The sequence below is a fragment of the Variovorax sp. HJSM1_2 genome (assembly GCF_049316285.1).
Taxonomy (GTDB): Bacteria; Pseudomonadota; Gammaproteobacteria; order Burkholderiales; family Burkholderiaceae_C; genus Rhodoferax_B.
The window spans coordinates 312991-335553 of sequence record NZ_JBMOXA010000001.1; the positions used below are offsets into that span (position 1 = coordinate 312991).

The 22563-nt window shown below is 62.0% G+C and carries 20 protein-coding genes; 11 read left to right on the forward strand and 9 right to left on the reverse strand.

The window, feature by feature from the left end; all coding sequences use genetic code 11:
- Positions 1 to 144 precede the first annotated feature (144 nt).
- A complete protein-coding gene (gene coaBC / locus ACFQ95_RS01415) occupies positions 145 to 1395 on the forward strand; it encodes a bifunctional phosphopantothenoylcysteine decarboxylase/phosphopantothenate--cysteine ligase CoaBC (RefSeq protein WP_422829000.1) in 1251 nt (416 codons plus the stop codon).
- A 62-nt stretch (positions 1396 to 1457) separates the two neighbouring features.
- Positions 1458 to 1904 (forward strand): dUTP diphosphatase, encoded by a 447-nt coding sequence (dut, locus tag ACFQ95_RS01420; RefSeq protein ID WP_422829001.1) that lies wholly within the window; start codon positions 1458 to 1460, stop codon positions 1902 to 1904.
- Between the two features lie 90 nt (positions 1905 to 1994).
- On the opposite strand, the gene ACFQ95_RS01425 is transcribed toward dut, so the two are convergent.
- Positions 1995 to 2519, reverse strand: coding sequence for an FKBP-type peptidyl-prolyl cis-trans isomerase (locus ACFQ95_RS01425; protein ID WP_422829002.1), 525 nt, complete (start codon positions 2517 to 2519; stop codon positions 1995 to 1997).
- 149 nt (positions 2520 to 2668) lie between these two features.
- Between ACFQ95_RS01425 and ACFQ95_RS01430 the strand changes: the two genes are divergently transcribed.
- The 3 genes from ACFQ95_RS01430 to ACFQ95_RS01440 all read left to right on the forward strand — a co-directional run bounded on the left by ACFQ95_RS01430 (position 2669) and on the right by ACFQ95_RS01440 (position 4922).
- Positions 2669 to 3796 (forward strand): JmjC domain-containing protein, encoded by a 1128-nt coding sequence (locus tag ACFQ95_RS01430; RefSeq protein ID WP_422829226.1) that lies wholly within the window; start codon positions 2669 to 2671, stop codon positions 3794 to 3796.
- 18 nt (positions 3797 to 3814) lie between these two features.
- Positions 3815 to 4327 carry a hypothetical protein gene (locus ACFQ95_RS01435; RefSeq protein ID WP_422829003.1) on the forward strand — a complete coding sequence of 171 codons (513 nt, stop codon included), beginning with the start codon at positions 3815 to 3817 and terminating at the stop codon, positions 4325 to 4327.
- Positions 4328 to 4598: 271 nt separating this feature from the next.
- Positions 4599 to 4922 carry a hypothetical protein gene (locus ACFQ95_RS01440; protein WP_422829004.1) on the forward strand — a complete coding sequence of 108 codons (324 nt, stop codon included), beginning with the start codon at positions 4599 to 4601 and terminating at the stop codon, positions 4920 to 4922.
- A 183-nt stretch (positions 4923 to 5105) separates the two neighbouring features.
- Here the strand turns inward: ACFQ95_RS01440 and ACFQ95_RS01445 are convergent, their stop codons facing one another.
- The 3 genes from ACFQ95_RS01445 to ACFQ95_RS01455 form a co-directional block, all read right to left on the reverse strand.
- Positions 5106 to 6578, reverse strand: a complete 1473-nt coding sequence (locus ACFQ95_RS01445; RefSeq protein WP_422829005.1) for a PDZ domain-containing protein — start codon at positions 6576 to 6578, stop codon at positions 5106 to 5108.
- Between the two features lie 135 nt (positions 6579 to 6713).
- A complete protein-coding gene (locus ACFQ95_RS01450; RefSeq protein ID WP_422829006.1) occupies positions 6714 to 7211 on the reverse strand; it encodes a nucleoside deaminase in 498 nt (165 codons plus the stop codon).
- A 2-nt stretch (positions 7212 to 7213) separates the two neighbouring features.
- Complete coding sequence (locus ACFQ95_RS01455; RefSeq protein ID WP_422829007.1) at positions 7214 to 8257, reverse strand: ABC transporter substrate-binding protein; 1044 nt, start codon at positions 8255 to 8257, stop codon at positions 7214 to 7216.
- Positions 8258 to 8581: 324 nt separating this feature from the next.
- On the opposite strand from ACFQ95_RS01455, the gene ACFQ95_RS01460 reads away from it, so the two are divergent.
- Positions 8582 to 9655 carry a Rieske 2Fe-2S domain-containing protein gene (locus ACFQ95_RS01460; protein ID WP_422829008.1) on the forward strand — a complete coding sequence of 358 codons (1074 nt, stop codon included), beginning with the start codon at positions 8582 to 8584 and terminating at the stop codon, positions 9653 to 9655.
- A gap of 538 nt (positions 9656 to 10193) precedes the next feature.
- Here the strand turns inward: ACFQ95_RS01460 and ACFQ95_RS01465 are convergent.
- The 5 genes from ACFQ95_RS01465 to ACFQ95_RS01485 all read right to left on the reverse strand — a co-directional run bounded on the left by ACFQ95_RS01465 (position 10194) and on the right by ACFQ95_RS01485 (position 15961).
- Positions 10194 to 10670 carry a nucleoside deaminase gene (locus ACFQ95_RS01465; RefSeq protein WP_422829227.1) on the reverse strand — a complete coding sequence of 159 codons (477 nt, stop codon included), beginning with the start codon at positions 10668 to 10670 and terminating at the stop codon, positions 10194 to 10196.
- Between the two features lie 22 nt (positions 10671 to 10692).
- Positions 10693 to 11463 carry an ABC transporter permease gene (locus ACFQ95_RS01470; protein WP_422829009.1) on the reverse strand — a complete coding sequence of 257 codons (771 nt, stop codon included), beginning with the start codon at positions 11461 to 11463 and terminating at the stop codon, positions 10693 to 10695.
- Positions 11464 to 11478: 15 nt separating this feature from the next.
- Positions 11479 to 12327 (reverse strand): ABC transporter ATP-binding protein, encoded by an 849-nt coding sequence (locus ACFQ95_RS01475; protein WP_422829010.1) that lies wholly within the window; start codon positions 12325 to 12327, stop codon positions 11479 to 11481.
- A 116-nt stretch (positions 12328 to 12443) separates the two neighbouring features.
- Complete coding sequence (locus tag ACFQ95_RS01480; RefSeq protein ID WP_422829011.1) at positions 12444 to 13475, reverse strand: ABC transporter substrate-binding protein; 1032 nt, start codon at positions 13473 to 13475, stop codon at positions 12444 to 12446.
- A gap of 182 nt (positions 13476 to 13657) precedes the next feature.
- Positions 13658 to 15961 (reverse strand): NADP-dependent malic enzyme, encoded by a 2304-nt coding sequence (locus ACFQ95_RS01485; RefSeq protein WP_422829012.1) that lies wholly within the window; start codon positions 15959 to 15961, stop codon positions 13658 to 13660.
- 381 nt (positions 15962 to 16342) lie between these two features.
- Here ACFQ95_RS01485 and ACFQ95_RS01490 point away from each other — a divergent pair, with 381 nt between their 5' ends.
- From ACFQ95_RS01490 to gsiB, 5 genes are all read left to right on the forward strand, one after another.
- On the forward strand, positions 16343 to 16888 hold the full coding sequence (locus ACFQ95_RS01490; RefSeq protein WP_422829013.1) for a deoxycytidylate deaminase: 546 nt from the start codon (positions 16343 to 16345) through the stop codon (positions 16886 to 16888).
- 144 nt (positions 16889 to 17032) lie between these two features.
- Positions 17033 to 17968, forward strand: coding sequence for a MurR/RpiR family transcriptional regulator (locus ACFQ95_RS01495; protein WP_422829014.1), 936 nt, complete (start codon positions 17033 to 17035; stop codon positions 17966 to 17968).
- Between the two features lie 4 nt (positions 17969 to 17972).
- Positions 17973 to 18989, forward strand: coding sequence for an isoaspartyl peptidase/L-asparaginase family protein (locus ACFQ95_RS01500; RefSeq protein WP_422829015.1), 1017 nt, complete (start codon positions 17973 to 17975; stop codon positions 18987 to 18989).
- Positions 18986 to 20893 (forward strand): dipeptide ABC transporter ATP-binding protein, encoded by a 1908-nt coding sequence (locus ACFQ95_RS01505; protein WP_422829016.1) that lies wholly within the window; start codon positions 18986 to 18988, stop codon positions 20891 to 20893. Before ACFQ95_RS01500 ends, ACFQ95_RS01505 begins: the two co-directional genes overlap by 4 nt.
- A gap of 114 nt (positions 20894 to 21007) precedes the next feature.
- Entirely contained in the window at positions 21008 to 22543 is a 1536-nt protein-coding gene (gene gsiB / locus ACFQ95_RS01510) for a glutathione ABC transporter substrate-binding protein GsiB (RefSeq protein ID WP_422829017.1), read from the forward strand.
- Positions 22544 to 22563: the final 20 nt, after the last annotated feature.

Here is a 22563-nt window from a genome sequence, read left to right on the forward strand (position 1 = left end):
TTATAAAGGGGCGCGGCACTGTTTCCTTGACGCGTGACATAAGCCGGGTCCGGGATGTGGGACTTTAGGCTTGCGACACCTGTTGCGCCCTCTGATATGGCTTGCTCTGCTACATTGCGCCCGATGGAACTCAACCCGCTTCCCATGACAGCTTCAAGCACCCCGGTGGGGGAACTCGCCGGACGGCACATCGTGCTCGGCCTCTCGGGCGGCATCGCCTGCTACAAGTCGGCCGAGTTATGCCGGCTGCTCATCAAAGCCGGCGCCACGGTGCAGGTCGTGATGACCGAGGCGGCCACACAATTCATCACGCCTGTGACCATGCAGGCCCTGAGCGGCCGGCCGGTGGTTGGCTCGCAGTGGGATGCGCGCGAACCCAACAACATGCCGCACATCAATTTGAGCCGCGAAGCCGACTTGATCTTGATTGCACCCTGCAGCGCCGACTTCATCACCCGCCTGGTGGCTGGCCGATCCGATGAACTGCTAAGCCTGCTGTGCCTGGCCCGCCCTATGGACCGCGTGCCGCTGCTCATCGCCCCGGCCATGAACCGCGAAATGTGGCTGCACCCCGCCACGCAGCGCAACCTGCGCCAATTGCAAGCTGATGGCGCGTTGCTGCTGGGCGTGGGCAACGGTTTGCAGGCCTGTGGTGAGACCGGCGACGGCCGCATGCTGGAGGCCGCGGAGTTGCTGGAAGAAGTGATTGCGCATTTTGTGCCCAAGACCCTGGCTGGCCAGCGGGTGCTGGTCACCGCCGGGCCGACGTATGAGGCGATTGACCCGGTGCGCGGCATCACCAACCTGTCGAGTGGCAAGATGGGTTTTGCGATTGCGCGCGCGGCCCAACAGGCCGGCGCCGAAGTCACTTTGGTGGCGGGGCCGGTGCATTTGCCCACACCGCGCGGGGTAGAACGCATAGACGTGCGTTCGGCCGCGCAGATGTTGGCGGCTGTGCGCCCGCTGTCCGAACATGCATCGGTTTTTGTCGCCACCGCCGCGGTGGCCGACTGGCGTCCGGCCAATGCCAGTGAACACAAGATCAAGAAAGATGGCTCGGGCAAAACGCCGCAGCTTGAATTCACCGAAAACCCGGACATTCTGGCGACCCTGGCGCAGAGCCCAAGGGCGCAGGCGGGCCAGCTGTATTGTGTGGGTTTTGCGGCCGAGAGCCAGGATCTGCTGGCCAATGCCCAGGCCAAGCTGGCGCGCAAGGGGGTGCCGCTGCTGGTTGGCAATATAGGCCCGGCGACCTTCGGACAAGACGACAATGCACTCTTGCTGGTGGACGCGCAAAGCGCGGTGGAACTGCCGCGTGCGAGCAAACGCTTGCTCGCCGCTCAGTTGGTCGCCGAAATCGCCCACCGTTTAAACGCCGCCAAGCCAACGACCTGAGTCGTCGTGCCGATTATTTTTAGACGGCACCTTTGTGGGTGCCCAACCTCTGTCTTTGCTTTATGAAAATCGACGTCAAAATCCTCGACCCGCGTATGGTCGACCAGTTGCCTACTTACGCCACGCCCGGTAGCGCCGGCCTGGACCTGCGTGCCTGCCTGGACGCGCCGCTCACGCTCGCGCCCAATGCCTGGCAACTGGTGCCCACCGGCATTGCCATCTTTCTCAAGGATCCCGGTTATGCGGCCATGATCTTGCCGCGCTCGGGCCTGGGCCACAAACACGGCATCGTGCTGGGCAACCTGGTGGGTTTGATCGACAGCGACTACCAGGGGCAGTTGATGGTCAGTGCCTGGAACCGCAGCGACGAGGCTTTCACGCTGGAGCCTATGGAGCGCCTGGCGCAACTGGTCATCGTGCCCGTGGTGCAGGCGCAGTTCAACGTGGTGAATGAGTTTGTCGCCACGCAGCGCGGCGAGGGCGGCTACGGGTCAACGGGTAAGGCTTGATGACCACCGACTTGTTACTGATTTGCTTCTGATTCAGTAGCGGTCTACGCGCTCCAGCATTGCGCTGGAGGCGTATTTTTTATCTGCCGTTTAGTGCAGCGTCTGGTTGCCTGGGGCCGCGTTTTGCACCTTGAAGAAGCCGGTGCCAGCGGTGCCGCCGCCGACTTCTTCTTCCGTTGCTTCACGCACACTTTCGACCTTCAGGTGCAGGCGCAGCGCAATGCCCGAGAGCGGGTGGTTGCCGTCCAGCACCACGTGTTCGGGGTAGATGTCGGTCACGATGTAGAGGCGGTCGCGCGGCATCTCGGGGTTCATGCCTTGGGGCAGGGCGGCGCCTTCAAAGCTCATGCCGGCTTCCAGCACGCTGGGGAACAGCGCGCGTGGCTCCAGGAAAATCAGTTGGTCGTTGAAGTCGCCAAACGCGTCTTCGGGCTCCAGGTGCAGGTCCAGCGTGTCGCCGGCCACATGGCCTTGCAGCGCTTCTTCCACTTTTTTCAGCAGGTCATTGCCGCCCAACAGAATCTCCACCGGGTCGCTGAGCACGTCGAGTTCTTCGCCTAGCGTGTCCTTCAAAGTCCAGGTGAGGCCAACGACACATTGAGGGATGATTTCCATAACGGGTTTGGGCTGTGTGGGCAGCCTGATGATCAAAAAAGTATGCGATTGTAGGCAGCACCATCGTCCTTTGTCGCCAGGGGGCTTACAAGCTGCGCATCTCGCCTATATTCACGGCCAACCAACGCTTTCCAGAGTAGAAAAATATGATCCCTATCGACACCCCCCTGGCCCTGCTCAACGGCCTGACACCCAGCCAATTCATGCGCCGCCATTGGCAGAAAAAACCGCTGCTGATCCGCCAGGCCATTCCAGGTTTTCAGGCGCTGCTCGACCGGCCCACCTTGTTTGATCTGTCGGAGCGGGAAGGGGTCGAGGCGCGGCTGATCCAGCAAACGCCCAAGGGTTGGAAAATGCGTAACGGCCCGCTTGGCAAACGTGCGCTGCCCGCCGTGAAGCAAGCCAACTGGACCCTGCTGGTGCAGGGTGTAGACCAGCATGTGCAGGCCGTGCATGCGCTGCTGCAGCAGTTTCGTTTTGTGCCCGACGCACGGCTGGACGATTTGATGATCAGCTACGCCACCGATGGTGGTGGTGTCGGCCCGCATTTCGACAGCTACGACGTGTTTTTGCTGCAAGCCCACGGCCGCCGCCGCTGGCGCATAGGCAAGCAAAAAGACCTGACCCTGGTGGAAGGTGCGCCACTCAAAATCCTGCAAAACTTCGAGCCCGAAGAAGAGTTTGTGCTGGAACCCGGCGACATGTTGTACCTGCCGCCGCGTTATGCCCATGATGGTGTGGCCGAAGGTGAATGCATGACTTACTCCATCGGCTTTCGCGCGCCCAAACGTGGCGAGTTGGCGCGTGAGCTGCTGCAGCGCATCGCCGAAGAGGCGGACGACGCCGTGGGCCTGGACCTTTATCGCGACCCGCAGCAGCCAGCGGTAGATGCGCCCGGCGCCATTCCCGCACCGTTGCAAGGTTTTGCCACCGACGCGCTGAAAGAGTTGTTGGGCGACCCGAAAGCCCTGGCCTGCGCGCTGGGCGAGGTCTTGACCGAGCTGAAGGCGAACATCTGGTTCGACGAAGGTGAAGCCGAGTTGCCGGTTGCCGGTGTGTCGGGCTTGACGCTGGACCGCCGTACCCGAATGATGTACGACGCCCACCATGTGTTCATCAACGGCGAAAGCTACCGTGCCGCCGGCCGCGACGCCACCCTGATGCGCCGCCTGGCCGACCAGCGTAGCCTGAGTGCCAAGGAGCTGGCGCGAGCCAGTGAAGGGGCCATGGATTTGATCGCCGCCTGGTGTGAAGACGGCTGGGCCCACGCCGCTTGAACATGCAAAGGGGACGTTATGGAAGATGGCCGCAATACACCCGGCTTGGCGGGCCTGCCCGAGGGGCGCTTTGAAGGTCGCATGGCCTTTCAGCAGTTGGTGCGTGAGGCCTTGCGCCAGGCCGCAACCGAAGGCTGGCGCGAAATCATTGTGTGTGACCCGGACTTCGAGGATTGGCCACTGGGCGAGCGCGAAGTCATAGAGTCGCTGAACGCCTGGGCTAAAACCGGCCGTCAGTGGCGCATGTTGGCCAGCCAGTACGACATGTTGATACGTCGGCACCCGCGTTTCGTCAGCTGGCGCCAAACCTGGGGGCATTTGATCGATTGCCGCAGCAGCCGCGCGGTTGAAGCCTCGGCGATGCCAAGTTGCCTGCTGGCGCCTGGCTGGGTACTGCGTCGGTTGGACGTGGCGCACTGCGCCGGGCTGAGCAGCACGGATGCGGTGACCCGCAACGCGCAGCGTGAGCAGCTCACCGAACTGATGCACCAGAGTGGGCCGGCATTCCCTGCATCAGTGCTGGGTTTGTAGCTAAAAGAAGCGTTATTTACCTTTTGGCTTGGCTCTGATGCCCCTGGCTAGTGCAGGCTTTGGCTTTCAAAATTGAAAGCTTGCACCAGATTGGCGAAAATCGCGCTTGGGATGTTGCATTTTTGGCATCAGGGTTAACCGGAATAGAGAAGCGCGAAGTTATAATTTTTGGCTGAGGTGAAAGAGAATAATTGCTTTCGCTCGGTCGTGGGCAACGCGGGTCGCGCTGACACGTTCTGGAATTTTTTCCACCAATAAAAGGATTTTTGTAATGAACAAATCGCTCGTACTGGCAGCTCTGGTTGCCGCCGCCGCCCTGGCCGCTTGTGGCAAGAAGGAAGAAGCCGCTCCTGCACCAGCTCCAGCACCTGTTGAAGCCCCAGCTCCTGCCGCTGCTGCTTCCGCCGCTGTGGATGCCGCTTCTGCTGCTGGCGCCGCTGTTGGCGCTGCCGCCGGTGCTGCTGTTGCCGCCGCTACCGATGCCGCTTCTGCCGCCGGTGCTGCTGCCACCGACGCTGCTGCTGCCGCTGGCGACGCTGCCAAGGCTGCTGGCGATGCCGCCAAGGCTGCTGCAGACGCTGCTACCAAGAAGTAATTTCTTCGGCACTTGTCTGTGCATAAAAGCCACCTTAGGGTGGCTTTTTTTTGTGCTTTTTTCACCTATGGCCAGCAGCCATGGTTGATGGCCGCACCAATGGTTTGCGGCCTCGCAGCGCGCTCAAAAGGCCATTCGCCTTCTGGCTTGAGAATCAGGCCAGCGCCTGCAGGCCCCTGTGGTTTAACGGTCCGACATCACGGCCGACAGCGCCTTCTCCGTGAAGGTCGTTTTATGGCCAAACAGGCGGTTGCCGGTATTGCGCACGGCTTTCTGGCTGATGGGGATGGCGCAGCCTACGTCGGGGCTGTAGAGCGCGACTTGTTCGCGGTCGTAGTAGAACATCGGCTCGTAGTTGCGCGTGATGCTCAGCCGTGTACCGGCATAGGGGAAGTTGAACTCGGGCCAACTGGCCTTGGTTTCTTCGACGGTGATTTTGGTGTCGCCGGCCGAGGCGCTCATTTGCAATGTTTGCTGGGGCGACAGCCCCACCAGTGAGCCCGAGAAGCTGGGCATCTGGCGCAGGGTCACCGTATCGGCATCCAGCATGGGGCCGATGGCGCCGGCCGACAGCAGGCCCGCACCGAAGTAGAACCAGGTGTTGCCGTTGCTCAGATCCCAGTTGCAGATGCCGTTCTTCTGGTAGATCTTGATGTCATAGCTGACGGGCAGGGCGTTCTCCGCGTATTGCTCCTGTCCGGCCTCGTTCAGAATGGTTCCGCTGAGCTTGAGTGTGAGCACCTTGTTGCCGTTGCTGGTGGGAAACAAGGCTTTGGTCTGCTGAATTTTGGACTTGGTGATGTCGTTGAAGAACAGCTCGTCGGGCAATTCTTCCAGTACCAGCTTGACCTCGGTGGTGCCGCCATTGCGCCACAACTGCAGCAGCACCGTGCTGCCTGCGGGGGTGTTGCGAATCATGGGGATAAAGCTGTTGTTGTTGGCCACGGGTGTGCCGTTAAACGCCAACACCACGTCGCCAGCCTGCAGGCCCGCTTTTTCGGCAGCGCGGCCTTTTTCCACCGTGCTCAACAAGGCGCCGTTGGTGTTGGGCAGCCCCAGCGCCTGTGCCTTTTCCTTGGTGATGGCTTGGACCTCAATGCCGGCCCGGCCGCGAGAACCTATGGCGACCTGCACCGCCGGAGTGGGCGGCGCCGCACGCAGCGCGGCCATTTTGTCGCGCGCCTCGGCTGCATGCACACCGTTGGGGTAGCGGTTCAGGTAGCCCTGCAGCGAGGCGCTGTCTTGCGCACGTGCCGCGCTGCGCCAGGCGCTTTCTTCCTCGTCTTGTTGCTTCTTGGCGGCCTCTGCGCGCAGGCGTTCATCTTCGCGCTTCTGGCCCAGAGCGGTGAGCTTGGGGCTCAGCTCAATCGTCACTTTCTTCACCACGTCGCTGCCGATACGGAAGGTCTGCTCGAATACACCTTCCTTGGCTTCACTAATCGGTTTGACCGCCTTGAACTCCACATTGCCGGGGTCGACCATGATGTCGAGCGGGCATTCACCCTTGACCTTGCCGTTGATGAAAACCTCTGCTCCCGCATCCGGGCCTTCGCAGGTGACGCGCAGCACGGCCTTTTGTGCCTGGGCGTCGAGGTGGGTGAGCAGCAGGGCGCTGCTCAAGATGGCTGCGTAGCCGGTGGTGGCAATGGGTTTCATGGCTTCGGAGTTTGATTCAATTTGTAAACCGAAGTCTCGCAGATTTCATGTGCGGTTTGACCCCGAGCGGGGGACGCCCAAAAGGCACCCTGGCGTGTGGCCACGGCCAGGGTGCCTTGTTGGGTGGCTGGGTTTTTAGGTTTTCCAGAAACCGCGGTGTGGCACGCTGGCTTCTTCCAGCAAGGCCGGGCCAATACATTCAATGGCGTGCGGCGAGGCGGCGAATACGTCACGGCACGACAACTCGGCATCACGCTGTTCGGCGCGCTCGCCGCGAAAAACGCGCAGGCTCACCGCATCGATGCCGAAGATGACGCGCCGGATGTTCGACCAGAAGATTGCGCCGGCACACATCACGCACGGTTCGCCAGACGAATACAAGGTGGCCCCGGCCAGCACCTCGCGGCTCACCTTGGGGCTGACCAAACGCACGGCATTGGTCTCGGCGTGGCCCGTGCAGTCGCCGGTCTCGCTGGTGTTGCAGTAGGCCTCGGCCAGCAAGCTGCCATCAGCGCCTATGATGACCGCACCGAATGGCCGGTTGCCGCGCTCGCGGCCCGTGGCCGACCAGGCGATGGCCTGGCGCAGGTAGCGGCCATCGGTCTCGTTGAGGATGGCTTCTTGGGTTTCCATGTTTATGCCTTCAACATCCGTTCTGCTTGTGTGGGCAGCATGCTGCGGTTGAACAGGCCATCGGCGCTGGGGCGATTCTTCAGGCCAAACACTTCCACCACTTCATCCACCTGCTGCTCCAGTGTGAGCTTGCGCACGTCGCCCAGGCCGTGGCTGGCGGTGTCGGCGGCACCGACGTATTGCGCGGTGATCTTCCAGCGTTCCACTTCGACCTTCTGATCGAGCATGCCCTCACGTTGGTGTGCGGCGGCCACTGCTGCTGCAGGGTTGGCAAAGGTCTCGACGATGGCACGGTTGGTGGCACGCAGAAAGCCCGCCACCACTTTCGGGTTTTGCTGTATCAGCTGGTTGCTGGCCAAAATGGCGTTGCCGTACAGGTTCACGCCGGCCTTGGTGTAGGGCAACACCGAGAGCTCCTCCATCTTCATGCGTGAGAACAAGGAGAGCGCCGAATCGTGGAAGTAGGTCGCACCGTCGACGTCGCCGCGCACGATGACGTTGTCGCGTGCACTGAAGTCGGTGGTCACCCAGTTGAAGTAGTCGGCCTTGACGCGCATCTTGCGCGCCACCATGGGCCAGGCGCGGCGTGTGGCCTCCACGGCGGCGGCGGCGATGCGCTTGCCCTCCAGGCTTTGCAGCTCGTGGGTGATGCCACGGTCCTTGCGGCCAATGATCACGAATGGTGCGCGGTTGTAGTACTGGTAGACCGCCTGCACCAGCGGGGTGCCGCCCTGTTGGGCATGGAACTCGGCCAGCGAGCTGATGTCGCCCAGGCCCATTTGGTAGGCGCCGCTGGCAATGCGGGTAATGGAAGCCACCGAGCCCGAGCCCACGTCCAGCGTCACGTCCAGACCTTCATCCTTGTAGTAACCGGCGCTCTGCGCGAGGAAGAACGGGGCCACCTGGCCGTTGATGCGGAAGTCGAGTGTGAAGCGCAGCGGTGTGAGCTTGGGTGAGGATTGGGCCCAGACGGCGGGGGCGGCGAGGGTGGTTCCGAGCGTGGTGGCGAGTGCGCTGGCACTGCCGAGGAAGAGGCGGCGTTTCATGGGGTGCTCCGTTTTGGACTCTTTGAAAAGCCAGTGCACCAAGGCGATGCGCTGGGGTTTCAAGAGCAATTTCCGGGCGGCTCCCGTGCTTGTGTTGCCTGGAAGCCTGGAGCCGCTGAACGCTTCTACTCTCGTGAAACACGCCGCTTGCATGATGCGTGCCAGCGCAAGGCATGCGCGAAGTCCACAAACCTGGCTTGGCTTTTGCATAGAATTCGGCAGAGAGTAGAAGCGTTCACCTCGCCGCCCCATCCCACACTGGATTCACAGATGGCGGCGCCGGCCGGAAATTGCTCTTGAGTTTTTCAATTCAAGGAGCACCCCATGCTGGTCACCCAACAACCCATCTTCCGCAAGTTCTGGCATGCCGTCATGCCCTTGGCCGATCTGCAAAACGGCCCCAAGCCCTTCACCCTGCTGGGCGAAGACATCGTATTGTTCATCGATGCCACGGGCCAACCTGCGGCACTGCGCGACCGCTGCTGCCACCGCACGGCCAAGCTCTCCAAGGGCTGGTGTGTGAGCAGCGAAGGCCAGTCCTGCGGCACGGGCCACATCCAGTGCGGCTACCACGGCTGGACCTATGACCGCAGCGGCCAGGTCGTGAAGATTCCGCAATTCGAAGCCGACCGCAAGATCCCGGCCGACTACAAAACCACCGCCTACCACTGCACCGCACGTTACGGCTATGCCTGGGTGGCGCTGGAAGATCCTGTGGCCGACATTCCCGATATTCCCGAGTTCAGCGATCCGGCCTACCGCACCATCTTCCAGTTCCATGAACGTTGGGCCACCAGCCCCATGCGCGCGCTGGAGAACTCGTTTGACAACTCGCACTTCAGCTTTGTGCACCGCGCCACCTTTGGTGTGGCGGCGTCGCCCAAACCCAGCCGGTATGAGCTGGTTGAAACCGATACTGGCTTTTATGCCGAGACCACCATCGAAGCCGCCAACCCGGAGCGCTTCCGCCGCATCAGCGGCGTGCAGGACGCGATCACCTCACGCCACATGCGCAATGCCTACTTCCTGCCGTTTTCACGCCGCCTGGACATCGAGTACCCCTCGGGCATTCGCCACATCATCATCAACTGCTTCACGCCGATTGACGACGGCAACATGATGTTGTGTCAATGGCTGTTCCGCAACGACACCGAAGAAGATTGTCCGGCGCAGATGTTGATCGACTTTGACGAGGAGATCACGCGCGAGGACAAGGACATTCTGGAGTCGACCGATCCGGATGCCTTGGTGGATGTGCGCCGGCGCGGCGTGGAGTATTCGATGGAGTCGGATCGGCCGGGCATGCTGATCCGCAAGCGGCTGTTGGAGTTGCTGGTGGCGCATGGCGAGCAGGAGGTGTTTCGGGGTTCTCCAGCGATCATGTTGAAGGTGGCTTAGGGGGTGTTTATTCGCGTTGTCGGCCGGGAGTCGCCCGGCGGCGAGTTACTTTCTCTTGCTTCGCCAAGAGAAAGTAACCAAAGAGAAGGCGACCCCACTATCTGCGACCCTTCGCGTTGCGAAGGGCAACCTGCGCTGGGCGTTTTAGGCGGGGTTCCGCGCAACTCGCTTCGCTCAGACATGCCCGGAACTGATCCCGCCTAAAACGCCCATCGCAGGCGCAGCTAGAGGGGCGGGGATGCCAAATTCCACCAGGCTCGCTGCGCATCGCCGGCCGAGCGTAGCGACGGCCCGTTGGCCCCATCCCCTTCTAGCTGCGCCTGCGGTGGGTGATGTGGGCGGGATCAGGGCTGGGGCATGTCTGAGCGCAGCGAGTTGCGCCAGCCCCCCGACCACGTCGCCCACCGCAGGTTGCCCTTCGCAACGCGAAGGGTCGCAGATAGTGGGGCGCCTTTCTTTTGGTGCCTTTTCTTTGGCGCCCAAAGAAAAGGTACTCGCCCGCCGGGGCGAGACCCGGCCAGCAGCGCTAATCAAGCCCCTAGCGCGACTTCCAGAAATCAACATGCAAGGCCGCCATTTCGGCCTCAACAGCCGGAACAGGCCCTACCACCTCAATCGCCTTCTGCCCCCGCGCAAAAACATCGCGACAGGGCAGGTCCATCGTTGGGTTTTCGTCGTGGCTGCCCGTGAGCTGCAGCAGGCGCTGCTCCGTCATGCCATAGACCACGCGCCCAATGTTTGCCCAGTACTGCGTACCGGCGCACATCACACACGGCTCGGCCGTGGTCACCAGCGTGCACTGCCACAAATACTCCGGACTGAAGTTCAGCGCAGCAGTGCGCGCGAGCACCGACTCGGCATGGTTCACCGTGTCGACGTTGCCTTGCTCGGCCAGCACCGTCTCACCATCGGGTGCCACCAGGATGGCACCGAAGGGATGGTGCCCCAGACCCATGGCACGTTGCGCCACGGCGTTGGCGCGGCGCAGGTGTTTTTCAATCTGCGCTTGCGTCAAGGGCTGACGTGTATCACGCAAATCACTCACCTTGCGAACCCCGGTGCGCCCAACCCGTGGTGTGCTTTTCGATGTAGCTGAACAGCTCGTACATCACCATGGCCATCGCGCCCACCACCACCAGGCCGGCAAACGCCAGGCCCATTTGCATGGCCGAGCCGGCCGAGATCAGCAGATAACCAATACCTTCGTTGGCCGCGGTCATCTCCGACACCGTGGTGCCGACAAAAGCCAGCGTGATGGCTACCTTGAGCGAGCCGTAGAAGTAGGGCATGGAGCGTGGCAGGCCGACTTTGACCAGCACGTCCCAACGCTTGGCGCCAAGCACACGCAGCACATCTTCCAGCTCGGGCTCCAGCGTGGCCAGGCCGGTCGCAATGTTCACCATGATGGGGAAGAACGAGATCAGAAAGGCCGTGAGTATGGCCGGGCCCACACCAATGCCAAACCACACCACCAGGATGGGCACAAAGGCCGCTTTGGGCAGCGCGTTGAAGGCGGTCATCAGCGGGTAGACCGCGGCATAGGCCAGGCGGGAACTGCCGATCACAAAACCCAGCAACACACCCACGACGATGGCCAGGCCGAAGCCTGCCATGGTGACCCAGAAGGTGCGCCAGGCATGGCCGGCGATGATCCATTTGAATTCAACGAATTGAGTCCAGATGCGCCAGGGGCTGGGAAAAATGAACTCCGAGACATTAAAGGCCGAGCAAAGCACTTGCCACAGGATGATGAAGGCGACGAGCAGAATCCACGGCGACCAACGTTCGATTTGTTTGGTGTTTCTCATGAGCGAGTCTTTTTCTTATTGGTGGATGACGGCGCCCGTTTTGCGCATGGCGCCGATGTGGCCGCGCAGTTCGAGCACGATGTCGGTGAACTCCTTGGTGTAGGTCACTTCCAGCTCGCGCGGGCGCGGCAGCTCGATCTCGCGGCGCACCACAAAACGCCCCGGGCTCTTGCTCATCACGTAGACGGTGTCGGCCAGGAACACACTCTCGCGCAAGTCGTGTGTGACCAGGATGACGTTGAACTGCTGTTCGGTCCAGAGGTCGCGCAGAATGCACCACAGCTCCTCACGCGTGAATGCATCGAGTGCGCCAAACGGCTCGTCGAGCAGCAGCATCTTGGGTTCGTGGATCAGCGCGCGGCAAATGCTGGCGCGTTGCTGCATGCCGCCCGAGAGCTGCCACGGAAATTTGTCTTCATACCCGCCCAGGCCAACTTTCTGCAGCAGGCGGCGCGCACGTTCTTCGTACTCTTTGCGCTTGGCTTTGAAGTTGGAGCGGAAAGGCTCGACGATCTCCAGCGGCAACAGCACGTTTTGCACCGTGGTGCGCCAGGGCAGCAGCGACGGTGATTGGAACGCCATGCCGGAGATCTTCAGCGGCCCCGTGACCGGCTGGCCGTCGATCAGGATCTTGCCCATGGACGGCATCTTCAGCCCGGTGGTGAGCTTCATGAAGGTGGACTTGCCGCAGCCCGAGGGGCCAACAATGGCGATGAATTCGCCCTGTTTCACCTTCAGGTCTATGGCTTCCACTGCGAAGTGGTTTTTGGCGAGCAGTTCTTCGTTGTAAGCGAGCCAGACGTCGCGAAAGTCGACAAACGGCGCCGAAGTTGCTGCAGAGGGTGCGTGGGCGTTTTCTTGCATGGTGGGGAACTGGTGAACCGGGCAGTGGGCAGGTGCGGCACGCCCGGTCGGTGAAGATCAAGGCCGGCGTGCACACCGGCACACCAGCACAAGCGCGGTGAAGCGCGGCGCAGAAATTACTTCTTGGCTTGCAGAATGTTCAGCTCGGCGGCCGTCGGCAGGAACGAACCGTTCCAGATGCTGCTCGCGTCCACGCGGGTCTTGGTGGCAAATGCGTCGGACACTTGCGAGGCCATCAACGACAAGCGGCCAGGGTTGACCTGGCCAAAACCTTCGGCGCGTGCGTTAGGGCTGTTGACCACGGTGTCTATGGCCATCTGCAGGCGGCGCGTTTCCAGTGCCACGTTGATGATGCCGTCACGCGCCTTCACGTCTTCAATGGCGGCAGCGGGCTTGGCCATCACGTCCTTGGCCCCCTTGGTGAAGGCCTTGAGGAAGGCTTTCACGGCTTCCGGGTTTTCTTTGAGGAACTTGGGCGAGGCGATGATGGCATTGCCATACAGCTTCACGCCGTAGTCGGGATAGGGCAGCACCACCACGTCTTCGGCCTTGACACCACGTGCTTCCAGGTTCAGCACCGAGGTGAAGGTGAAGCCGGTGATGGCGTCGACGTCCCCGCGCACCAGCATGGTTTCGCGCAGTGGCGGGTCCATGGCGGTCCATTGCACGTTGCCGACCTTGTTGGCCTTGGCGAAGATGGGGAAGGCACGGCGGCCGGCGTCGAATACCGGTGCGCCGAGCTTCTTGCCGGCCAGATCGGCAGGAGATTTGATGCCCGACTTCTTCAGCGCCATGACGGAAGCCGGTGTGTCGTTGTAGACCATCATCACGGCCACGGGCTTGCTCGGGGCGTCAGGGTTGTTGGCGTGGAACTCCATCAGCGCGGCCATGTCGGCAAAACCCATGTCGTAAGCACCCGAGGCCACACGTGTGACGGTGCCACCCGAGCCGTTGCCGGCATCGATGGTCACGTCGAGCTTGGCATCCTTGAAATAACCCTTGGCAGCGGGTGTGACGAAGAAGGCCGCTGGGCCCTCAAAGCGCCAGTCGAGTTGGAATTTGAGGGGAACCGTTTGCGCGTGTGCAGAAGTGAAGCTGATGGCTGCAGCCAGGGCCAAGGAAGATTGCAGGAATGCACGTTTGCGCATGGGTTCTCCAACGTAGGTTAATGTTGCAAGTTGTATAGCAATATCGATGCCTAGCGTGTGGTGGAAAGCCCCATGGCGGTGCGCAAAAGAAAATCACCTCGGCGCCCGACCCGAATCGGTGCGCAGAGGTGATCAAGATGGGGCAGGCGCTTTAAAGCGCGTACCACATTGGGGCGATTGGCTTAGCGGAAGGTCGCGGCATCGGCCACGGCCAGCGCCGTCATGTTGACGACGCGGCGCACGGTGGCTGAAGGTGTGAGCACGTGGGCCGATGCGGCCGCGCCGAGCAGGATGGGGCCGACGGTCACGCCCTTGCCCACGGTGACCTTGAGCACGTTGAACAAGATGTTGGCCGCGTCCAGGTTGGGGCAGATCAACACATTGGCCGAGCCGGTCAGCGTGCTGTCGAGCAGCGTGGCCGAGCGCACGTCTTCAGACAATGCGGCATCACCCTGCAGCTCGCCATCACATTCGATGTCGGGCGCCATCTTCACGAACAGGTCGCGCGCCTGGCGCATCTTCACGGCCGAGCGGCGCGACGACGAGCCGTAGTTGGAGTGCGACAGGAAGGCCACCTTGGGTGGCAGGCCAAAACGCGTCACTTCTTCGGCCGCCATCAGCGCAATGCTGGCGAGTTCTTCGGCCGTCGGGTCTTCGTTGACGTAGGTGTCGGCGATGAACAGGGTGTGGCGGTCCAGCATGAGTGCGTTCAACGCGGCCAGGCCGGGCGCATCCTTGCGCAGGCCAATGATGTCGCGTACGTGCTGCAGGTGGTTGTCGTAACGGCCCACCAGGCCACACAACATGGCGTCGGCATCGCCCAACTTGACCATCAGGGCGGCGATGGTGGTGTTGGAGCGGCGCACCGCGCTCTTGGCTGCTTCCTGGCTCACGCCGTCGCGGCCCTTGATCTGGTGGTAGGTTTCCCAGTACTGGCGGAAGCGTGGATCGTCTTCGGGGTTGACCACTTCCACATCGCGGCCGATCTGCAGGCGCAGGCCGGCCTTGGCGATGCGCGCTTCGATGACGGCGGGGCGGCCAATGAGGATGGGTTGGGCCAGGTTTTCGTCCACGGCCACTTGCGCGGCGCGCAGGGCGCGATCATCTTCACCTTCGGCATAGGCCACGCGTTTGGCGCCAGCGGCGACGTTCTTGGCGGCGCTGAACACCGGGCTCATGAACATGCCGGTTTGGTAGACGAAGCGCGACAGTGCCTGGCGGTAGGCGTCCATGTCCTGGATGGGGCGCGTGGCCACACCCGAGGCTGCAGCGGCTTCGGCCACGGCCGGCGCAATGCGCAGGATCAGGCGCGAGTCGAAAGGCGTGGGGATCAGGTAGTCGCTGCCGAATACCAGTTCCTTGCCGGAATAGGCGGCGGCCACTTCTTCGCTGATGTCGGCCTTGGCCAGGTCAGCGATCTGGCGCACACAGGCGAGCTTCATTTCCTCGGTGATCTTGGTGGCGCCGCAATCGAGTGCGCCACGGAAGATGTACGGGAAGCACAACACGTTGTTCACCTGGTTCGGATAGTCCGAACGGCCGGTGGCAATGATGCAGTCCGGGCGCACGGCCTTGGCCAGTTCGGGGCGGATTTCGGGTTCGGGGTTGGCCAGCGCCAGGATGATGGGCTTGGGGCCCATGGTCTTGACCATGTCCTGCGTCAACACACCGGCGGCCGAGCAGCCGAGGAACACGTCGGCACCGTTGACCACGTCGGCCAGCGTGCGGGCCGAGGTGTCTTGTGCGTACTTGGCCTTGGAGGCGTCAAAGCCACCAGGGCGACCGTGGTAGATCACACCCTTGGAGTCCACGGCGTAGACGTTTTCACGCTTCACGCCCAGGCCCACCATCACGTCCAGGCAGGCGATGGCGGCAGCACCTGCGCCCGAGACGGCAATCTTCACCTTGCCAATGTCTTTGCCCACCAGTTCCAGGCCGTTCAGCAGGGCAGCGGCGGAGATGATGGCCGTGCCGTGCTGGTCGTCATGGAACACCGGAATGTTCATGCGCTCGCGCAGCTTTTGCTCGATGTAGAAACACTCGGGCGCCTTGATGTCTTCAAGGTTCACGCCGCCCAGTGTGGGTTCCATGGCCGCAATGATCTCGACCAGCTTGTCGGGGTCGTTCTCGGCGAGTTCGATGTCGAACACGTCGACACCGGCAAACTTCTTGAACAGGCAGCCTTTGCCTTCCATCACCGGCTTGGAGGCCAGCGGGCCGATGTTGCCCAGGCCCAGCACGGCCGTGCCGTTGGTGATCACGCCGACCAGGTTGCCGCGTGAGGTGTACTCGGCCGCGAGAGACGGATCGCGCTCGATGTCTAGGCAAGGGTAGGCGACGCCTGGCGAGTAGGCCAGCGAGAGGTCGCGTTGGTTCGACAGGGGCTTGGTCGGGGTGACCGAAATTTTGCCGCGGGTCGGGCTGCTGTGGTATTCACGCGCGGCATCGCGCAGTGCCAATTCGGCGGGTGACAACTTATCGCTCATTTTTTCTCCTCGGGATTGGCGCGAACTTGCAAGCCTACTCCAAGCTTACGGCCTAGGTGCGCGCGAGCGGTCGAAGTATCGCAGTTTGCGTAGGCACTTACCCTGGGTTGACGAGACGAATTTTGTCGATTTCAGCGTATGGCCGACTTTGCAAAGGCAATCGTCGAGCTCTGTGAAACAAAGGCACTCAATCTTGGTGGGCAACCGGTGCTGTTGGTGGTGTTGGTGCCAATGCGCCGCCCATTGCCACAAGGCGACGCCATGCGTGAGCGGCTGTGCCGCTGTCTGCTGACTTGGCGTGCGGCAAACTTGTCCGCCCCATCGGGCATACTCAAAGCCCGCCAATGTCGCCCCCGCAGCATGAGTCATCCCGATCGCACCATGGAAAATGTTTCTCTCATCCGCTGGCACTCCATGTTCATGGGGGTTGCCCTGCTGGCCGCCGCACGCTCCAAGGATGCGCGCAAACGCAATGGCGCCTGCATCGTCAGCCCGGACAACAAGATTGCCGGCGTGGGTTACAACGGTTTGCCACGCGGTTGTTGTGATGAGGACCCGGCGTATTGGATGGATGACGACAGCGACCCGCTGCATTCGCGGCACAGCTACATCGTGCATGCCGAGGTCAACGCCATCCTCAACTGCGTGGTGCTGCCGCTCACTGGCTTCACGATTTACGCCACGCAGTTCCCCTGTCCCAAATGTGTGCAGTCCATCATCCAGGTGGGCATCAAGCGGGTGATCTACCAAGAGAAGAAGCAACACCATTCGCGCGTCAACGAGGCCTCATCCAAGATGCTCAGCGACGCCGGTGTTGCGGTCGAGGCGCTGGCCGATGTGGAGCCCGATTCTGCGCAGTGGAGCACCGAATTGGCCAGCTTCATTGAAAACTCGACCGCTGCCGGCGCGTCGCAAAATCTAAAGTAAAAAGGCGTATCAGGCACGCCAAATAAGCCTGAGAAGCTATTGATTTGATATCAAGGCAAGTCCTCATTCGCCGGGCATGAAAATTGGCTTACATTTTGCTTTGAAGATTAAACCAATATTTTCAGAGCGAGATTCGGCTTCTTTATGGTGCAAAAAAACCAGGTGTGGAGTGGCAGGTTTGCCGGTGTGGGGGTGTTAGACCTCATCGCCAAGGCCCAGCCGCGCCTGACCCCGGCGCACCGCAAGATGGCCGACTATGTGCTGCACAACCCGTTTCGTGCGGCCACACTGATGATTGAGGAGTTTGCTGGCGAGGTCGGGGTGTCGGTGGCCACGGCCAACCGTTTTGCACGCACGCTGGGCTTCGACGGTTATCCGCAGTTTCGTGCCGAGCTGGCCAAGGGTTATGAATCCACGCTGGCGCCGGTGGAGCGTATGCGCCAGGAACTGCAACGCCCATCGAGCTGCCTGTCGACCATGGCGGCCGCGTTGGAAGAAGACCAGCACAACCTGGAGGCCACGCGCCAATCCCTCAGCGCAGCGGTGTGCGATAGCGCGGTTGATCTGATTTTGCAGGCGCAACGGGTGCTGGTGCTGGGCTTTGGCTCCAGCGCCTACCTCGCGGGTTTGCTGCAGCACGGGCTGGACCCGTTCTGCCCGGCCGTGCATTCGCTGGCCCAGGCCGGTGGTCCCACACATGCGGCGCGGCAGTTGTCGCGTGCGCAGCCCGGGGACGTGGTGGTCGCCATCGCATTTCCGCGTTATCTGGACGACACCGTACGTCTGGCCAGGTTGGCGCGCGAGCAGGGCTTGTCCCTGCTGGTGCTGACCGATGCCGCGACCTCGCCCCTGGTGCCTTTGGCCAGTGTGGTGTTGTACACCCGCGCCAACCGCCAGTTCGCCGCCACCTCCAACGCCTCGGCGCTGGCGATGATAGAGGCGCTTTGTGCAGCAGTGGCGTATCGAGCCAACAACTCTTTGAGCGCAGCGCAGCAACTCACCGAGTCGGTGATGCCCTGGCTCTACCTCGAACCTACGGCCGCAAGCAAGACGCGGGCGGCCGATCCAGCGAAGCAATAACAGCATGTCCCAGAAACCAATCCCTGTCATCGCCATCCATGGTGGCGCCGGCACCATTCTCCGCTCGGCCATGAACGCCGAGCTGGAACAGCGTTACAACCAAGCCCTGAGCGGCATTCTGCAAGCCGGTGCGGCCCTGCTCGCCGCCGGTGCGCCGGCCTTGGAAGCGGTGACAGAAGCCGTGCGCCTGCTGGAAGAATGCCCGCTGTTCAACGCCGGCAAAGGCGCGGTCTACACCGAAGCCGGTGGCCACGAGCTTGACGCCTGTGTGATGGATGGCGCCACGCTGGCCGCGGGCGCGGTGGCCGGCGTGACCCGTGTGCGCAACCCGGTGCTGGCCGCGCGTGTGGTCATGCAGCACAGCGGCCATGTGTTGATGATTGGCCCGGCCGCACAAGATTACGTGGCGCAGCACGGCATAGAGCTGGTGGATCCCAACTGGTTCGACACGCCTGAGCGCCTGGCCCAGTTGCAACGTGCGCAGCAGGCGGCCGGCGGCGCCATGCTGGACCACGATGGCGCAACCTCGCTGGCCAAGGATGCGGCAGAAGAAGCCGCACCGCTGGATCCAGACCGCAAATTCGGCACCGTCGGCGCCGTGGCCCTGGATGCCAACGGCAAGCTGGCCGCCGCCACCTCCACCGGCGGCATGACCAACAAACGCGTCGGCCGTGTGGGTGATACCCCTGTGGTGGGCGCGGGCTGCTACGCCAACGACCGCGTGGCCGTGTCGTGCACCGGCTCGGGCGAGATGTTCATCCGAGCGGTGGCCGCTTACGACGTTTCCGCACTGATGGAATACGCCGGTTTGTCGCTCGAAGAGGCCACGCGCCGCGTCGTGCAGGACAAGCTGATGCGCATCGACGGCCGTGGCGGCTTGATTGCGGTCGACGCACAAGGCGGGGTGGCGCTGTCGTTCAACACCGAAGGCATGTACCGCGGTTATGCCCGTGTGGGCCAGGCGCCAGTGTTTGCGATTTACGGTGACGACGGCGACGCTGGTGACGGAGCAGCGTCTTGACGACCGATACCTTGGCCGAAGCGCCGTCCCGCCAAATCGACCACAGCGCGCCCGGCCGCGTGCTGCAGGTGCGCGACCTGAGTGTGTGTTTTGAAACCCGCGAACGCACGGTGGACGCCGTGCGCAAGCTCTCGTTCGAGGTGATGGCCGGCCAAACGCTGGCCATTGTGGGCGAGTCGGGTTCCGGCAAATCGGTGTCTTCGCTGGCCATCATGCGGCTGATCGAGCAGGGTGGCGGGCGCATCGCCAGCGGCGCGTTGAACTTCACCCGGCGCGATGGCCGCACGCTGGACCTGGCCCAGGCCAGCCAGGCCACGATGCGCGGCATTCGTGGCGCCGACATCGCAATGATTTTTCAGGAGCCCATGACCTCGCTCAACCCAGTGTTCACCGTGGGCGAGCAGATTGCCGAATCCATTCGCCTGCACCAAGGTGCCAGCCGCGCTGCAGCCAGTGCCGAAGCCTTGCGCATGCTGGACCTGGTGCGCATTCCTGAAGCCAGGAACGTGCTCGGGCGGCACCCGCACCAGCTGTCGGGCGGCATGCGCCAGCGTGTGATGATTGCGATGGCCTTGTCGTGCAAGCCTTCGCTGCTGATTGCCGATGAGCCCACCACGGCGCTGGATGTGACCATTCAGGCGCAGATCCTGACACTCATCCGCGCCCTGCAAAAAGAGATGCACATGGGTGTGGTCTTCATCACCCACGACATGGGGGTGGTGGCCGAGGTGGCCGACCGGGTGTTGGTAATGCTCAAGGGTGACAAGGTGGAAGAGGGTAGTTGCGAAGCCATCTTTGCCGCGCCGCAACACGCCTATACCCGGGCCTTGTTGTCTGCCGTGCCGCAACTCGGCGCCATGCACGGGACCGACATTCCGGCCAAGTTTCCGTTGCTGCACAGCGAAGCATCGATTGTCCATGCGGCCGATGTTGTTGCCTGGCCCGCGCGCGACACCGTGCAGCACGACATGCCGCCGGTGCTCAAGGTCAACGGCCTGACCACGCGTTTTCCTATCCGCACCGGCGTGCTCGGGCGGGTGACACGCCAGGTGTGTGCCGTGGAGCAAGTCAGCTTCAGCCTGCAGCCGGGCGAGACGCTGGCCCTGGTCGGCGAATCGGGCTGCGGCAAATCCACCACCGGACGTTCGCTGGCGCGCTTGGTGCAGTTTGATGCGGGTGATGTGCAGGTCGCCGGCCGGCCGATTGCGCCGCTGCAAGGCCGCGCACTGCAGGCTTTGCGGCGCGACATCCAGTTCATTTTTCAAGACCCGTTTGCCTCGCTGGACCCACGCCTCACGGTGGGCTTTGCCATCATGGAGCCACTGCTGGTGCACGGTGTGCAAAAGGGTCCCGAGGCCGAAAAACGGGTGGCCGAACTGCTCTACCGTGTGGGCCTGCCGCCCGAGGCGGCGCAACGTTATCCGCATGAGTTTTCTGGCGGGCAGCGCCAGCGCATCGCGATTGCACGGGCGCTGGCGCTGAATCCCAAGGTGGTGGTGGCCGATGAAGCGGTGTCGGCGCTGGATGTGTCGATACGCGCGCAAATCGTCAATCTGATGCTGGACTTGCAGCGCGAGTTTGGCATTGCCTTGTTGTTCATTTCGCACGATATGGCGGTGGTCGAGCGCATCAGCCACCGCGTGGCGGTGATGTACCTGGGGCAGATCGTGGAGATAGGCCCGCGCCGTGCGGTGTTTGAAAACCCGCAGCACGCCTACACACGCCGTTTGATGTCGGCCGTGCCGGTGGCCGACCCGACCCGGCGCAACATGACCCGCGAATTGCTGACCGGCGATATTCCCAGCCCGGTGCGTGCGCTGCACGATCTGCCAACGGTGGCACCCTTGGTGGAGGTCGGCCCGGGCCATTTTGTGGCGCGGCACGCGGTGGGCGGTGTGTACTGAACGAGGCGCTGGTGTGAAGGCCGTGGTGTATGGCGATGGCCGATGAAGCCTAGTTTTTTTGTGGTCCTGGTGAAACCGGATGCCGGTTTTTTTTGATAACTCTGGAGTTCTGACATGAAACATGTGTTGACCAAATTGTCTGCCGCACTGGCCGTATCTGCGGTGTTGGCGCCGAATGCGTTTGCCGCCAAGGACGTGGTGGTGGCTGTGCAATCCAACTTCACCTCGATGGACCCGTATGACGCCAACGACACCTTGTCGCAGGCCGTGGCCAAGTCGTTCTACCAAGGCCTGATGGGCTTTGACAAGAACATGAAGATGGTGCCGGTGCTGGCCGAGAGCTTCAGCGCCGCCAAGGACGGCCTGAGCTACACCTTCAAGCTGAAGAAGGGCATCAAGTTCCAGGACGGTACCGACTTCAATGCCGACGCCGTGAAGGCCAACTTCGACCGCGTGACCAACCCCGACAACAAGCTCAAACGCTACACGCTGTACAAGAACATCGCCAAGACCGAAGTGCTGGACGCCAACACCGTGAAGTTCACGCTGGCCGAGCCGTTTTCGGCGTTTGTCAACACGCTGGCGCACCCGTCGGCGGTGATCATTTCGCCGGCGGCCTTGCAAAAGTTTGGCAAGGACATCGCCCGCAACCCGGTCGGCACCGGCCCCTTCAAGTTTGTCGAGTGGAAGCAAACCGATTACATGAAGGTGGAGAAGTTTGCCGGTTACTGGCGCAAGGGCTACCCCAAGGTGGACACCATCACCTGGCGTCCGGTGGTCGACAACAACACGCGCAGCGCCATCATGCAGACCGGCGAAGCCAACTTCACCTACCCGCTGCCTTATGAACAGGCCGAAGCGCTGAAGACCAAGCCGAATCTGGAAGTGACGGCCGCACCAAGCATCGTGCACCGCTACATCTCGCTGAACGTGCAGCAAAAACCCTTCGACAACCCCAAGGTGCGTGAAGCGCTGAACTACGCCATCAACAAGGAAGCCTTGGTGAAGGTGGTGTTTGGCGGCTACGCCATCCCCGCTGAAGGTGTGTTGCCCAAGGCCGTGGAGTACGCCACCAAGCTCGGCCCTTGGCCTTACAACCCGGTGAAGGCGCGCGAGCTGCTGAAGGAAGCCGGTTACCCCAACGGGTTCGAGACCACGCTCTGGTCGGCCTACAACTACACCACGGCGCAAAAGCTCATCCAGTTCGTGCAGCAGCAACTGAGCGTGGTGGGCGTGAAGGCCAGCGTGCTGGCCCTGGAAGCCGGCCAACGTGTGGAGCGTGTGGAGAGCTGGCAAGACCCGGCCACCGCGCCGGTGCGTATGTACTACGTGGGTTGGTCGTCTTCGACCGGCGAGGCCGATTGGGCCATGCGTCCGCTGCTCGGTGGTGAGTCGCATCCGCCGAAGTCATTCAACACGGCCTATTACAAAAACGCCGAAGTTGATGCCGACATCAAGAACGCGTTGAACACCGTGGACGTGGCCCAAAAAACCAAGCTCTACGCCGATGCACAACAACGCATCTGGAAAGATGCGCCGTGGATCTTCCTGGCCACGGAACAACTGCTGTCGGCCCGCAGCAAGAACCTCACGGGTTTCTACATGATGCCCGATGCCTCCTTCAACTTCGACGAAGTCGAAATGAAGTAGTGGTACCCCCCAGGCTTCGC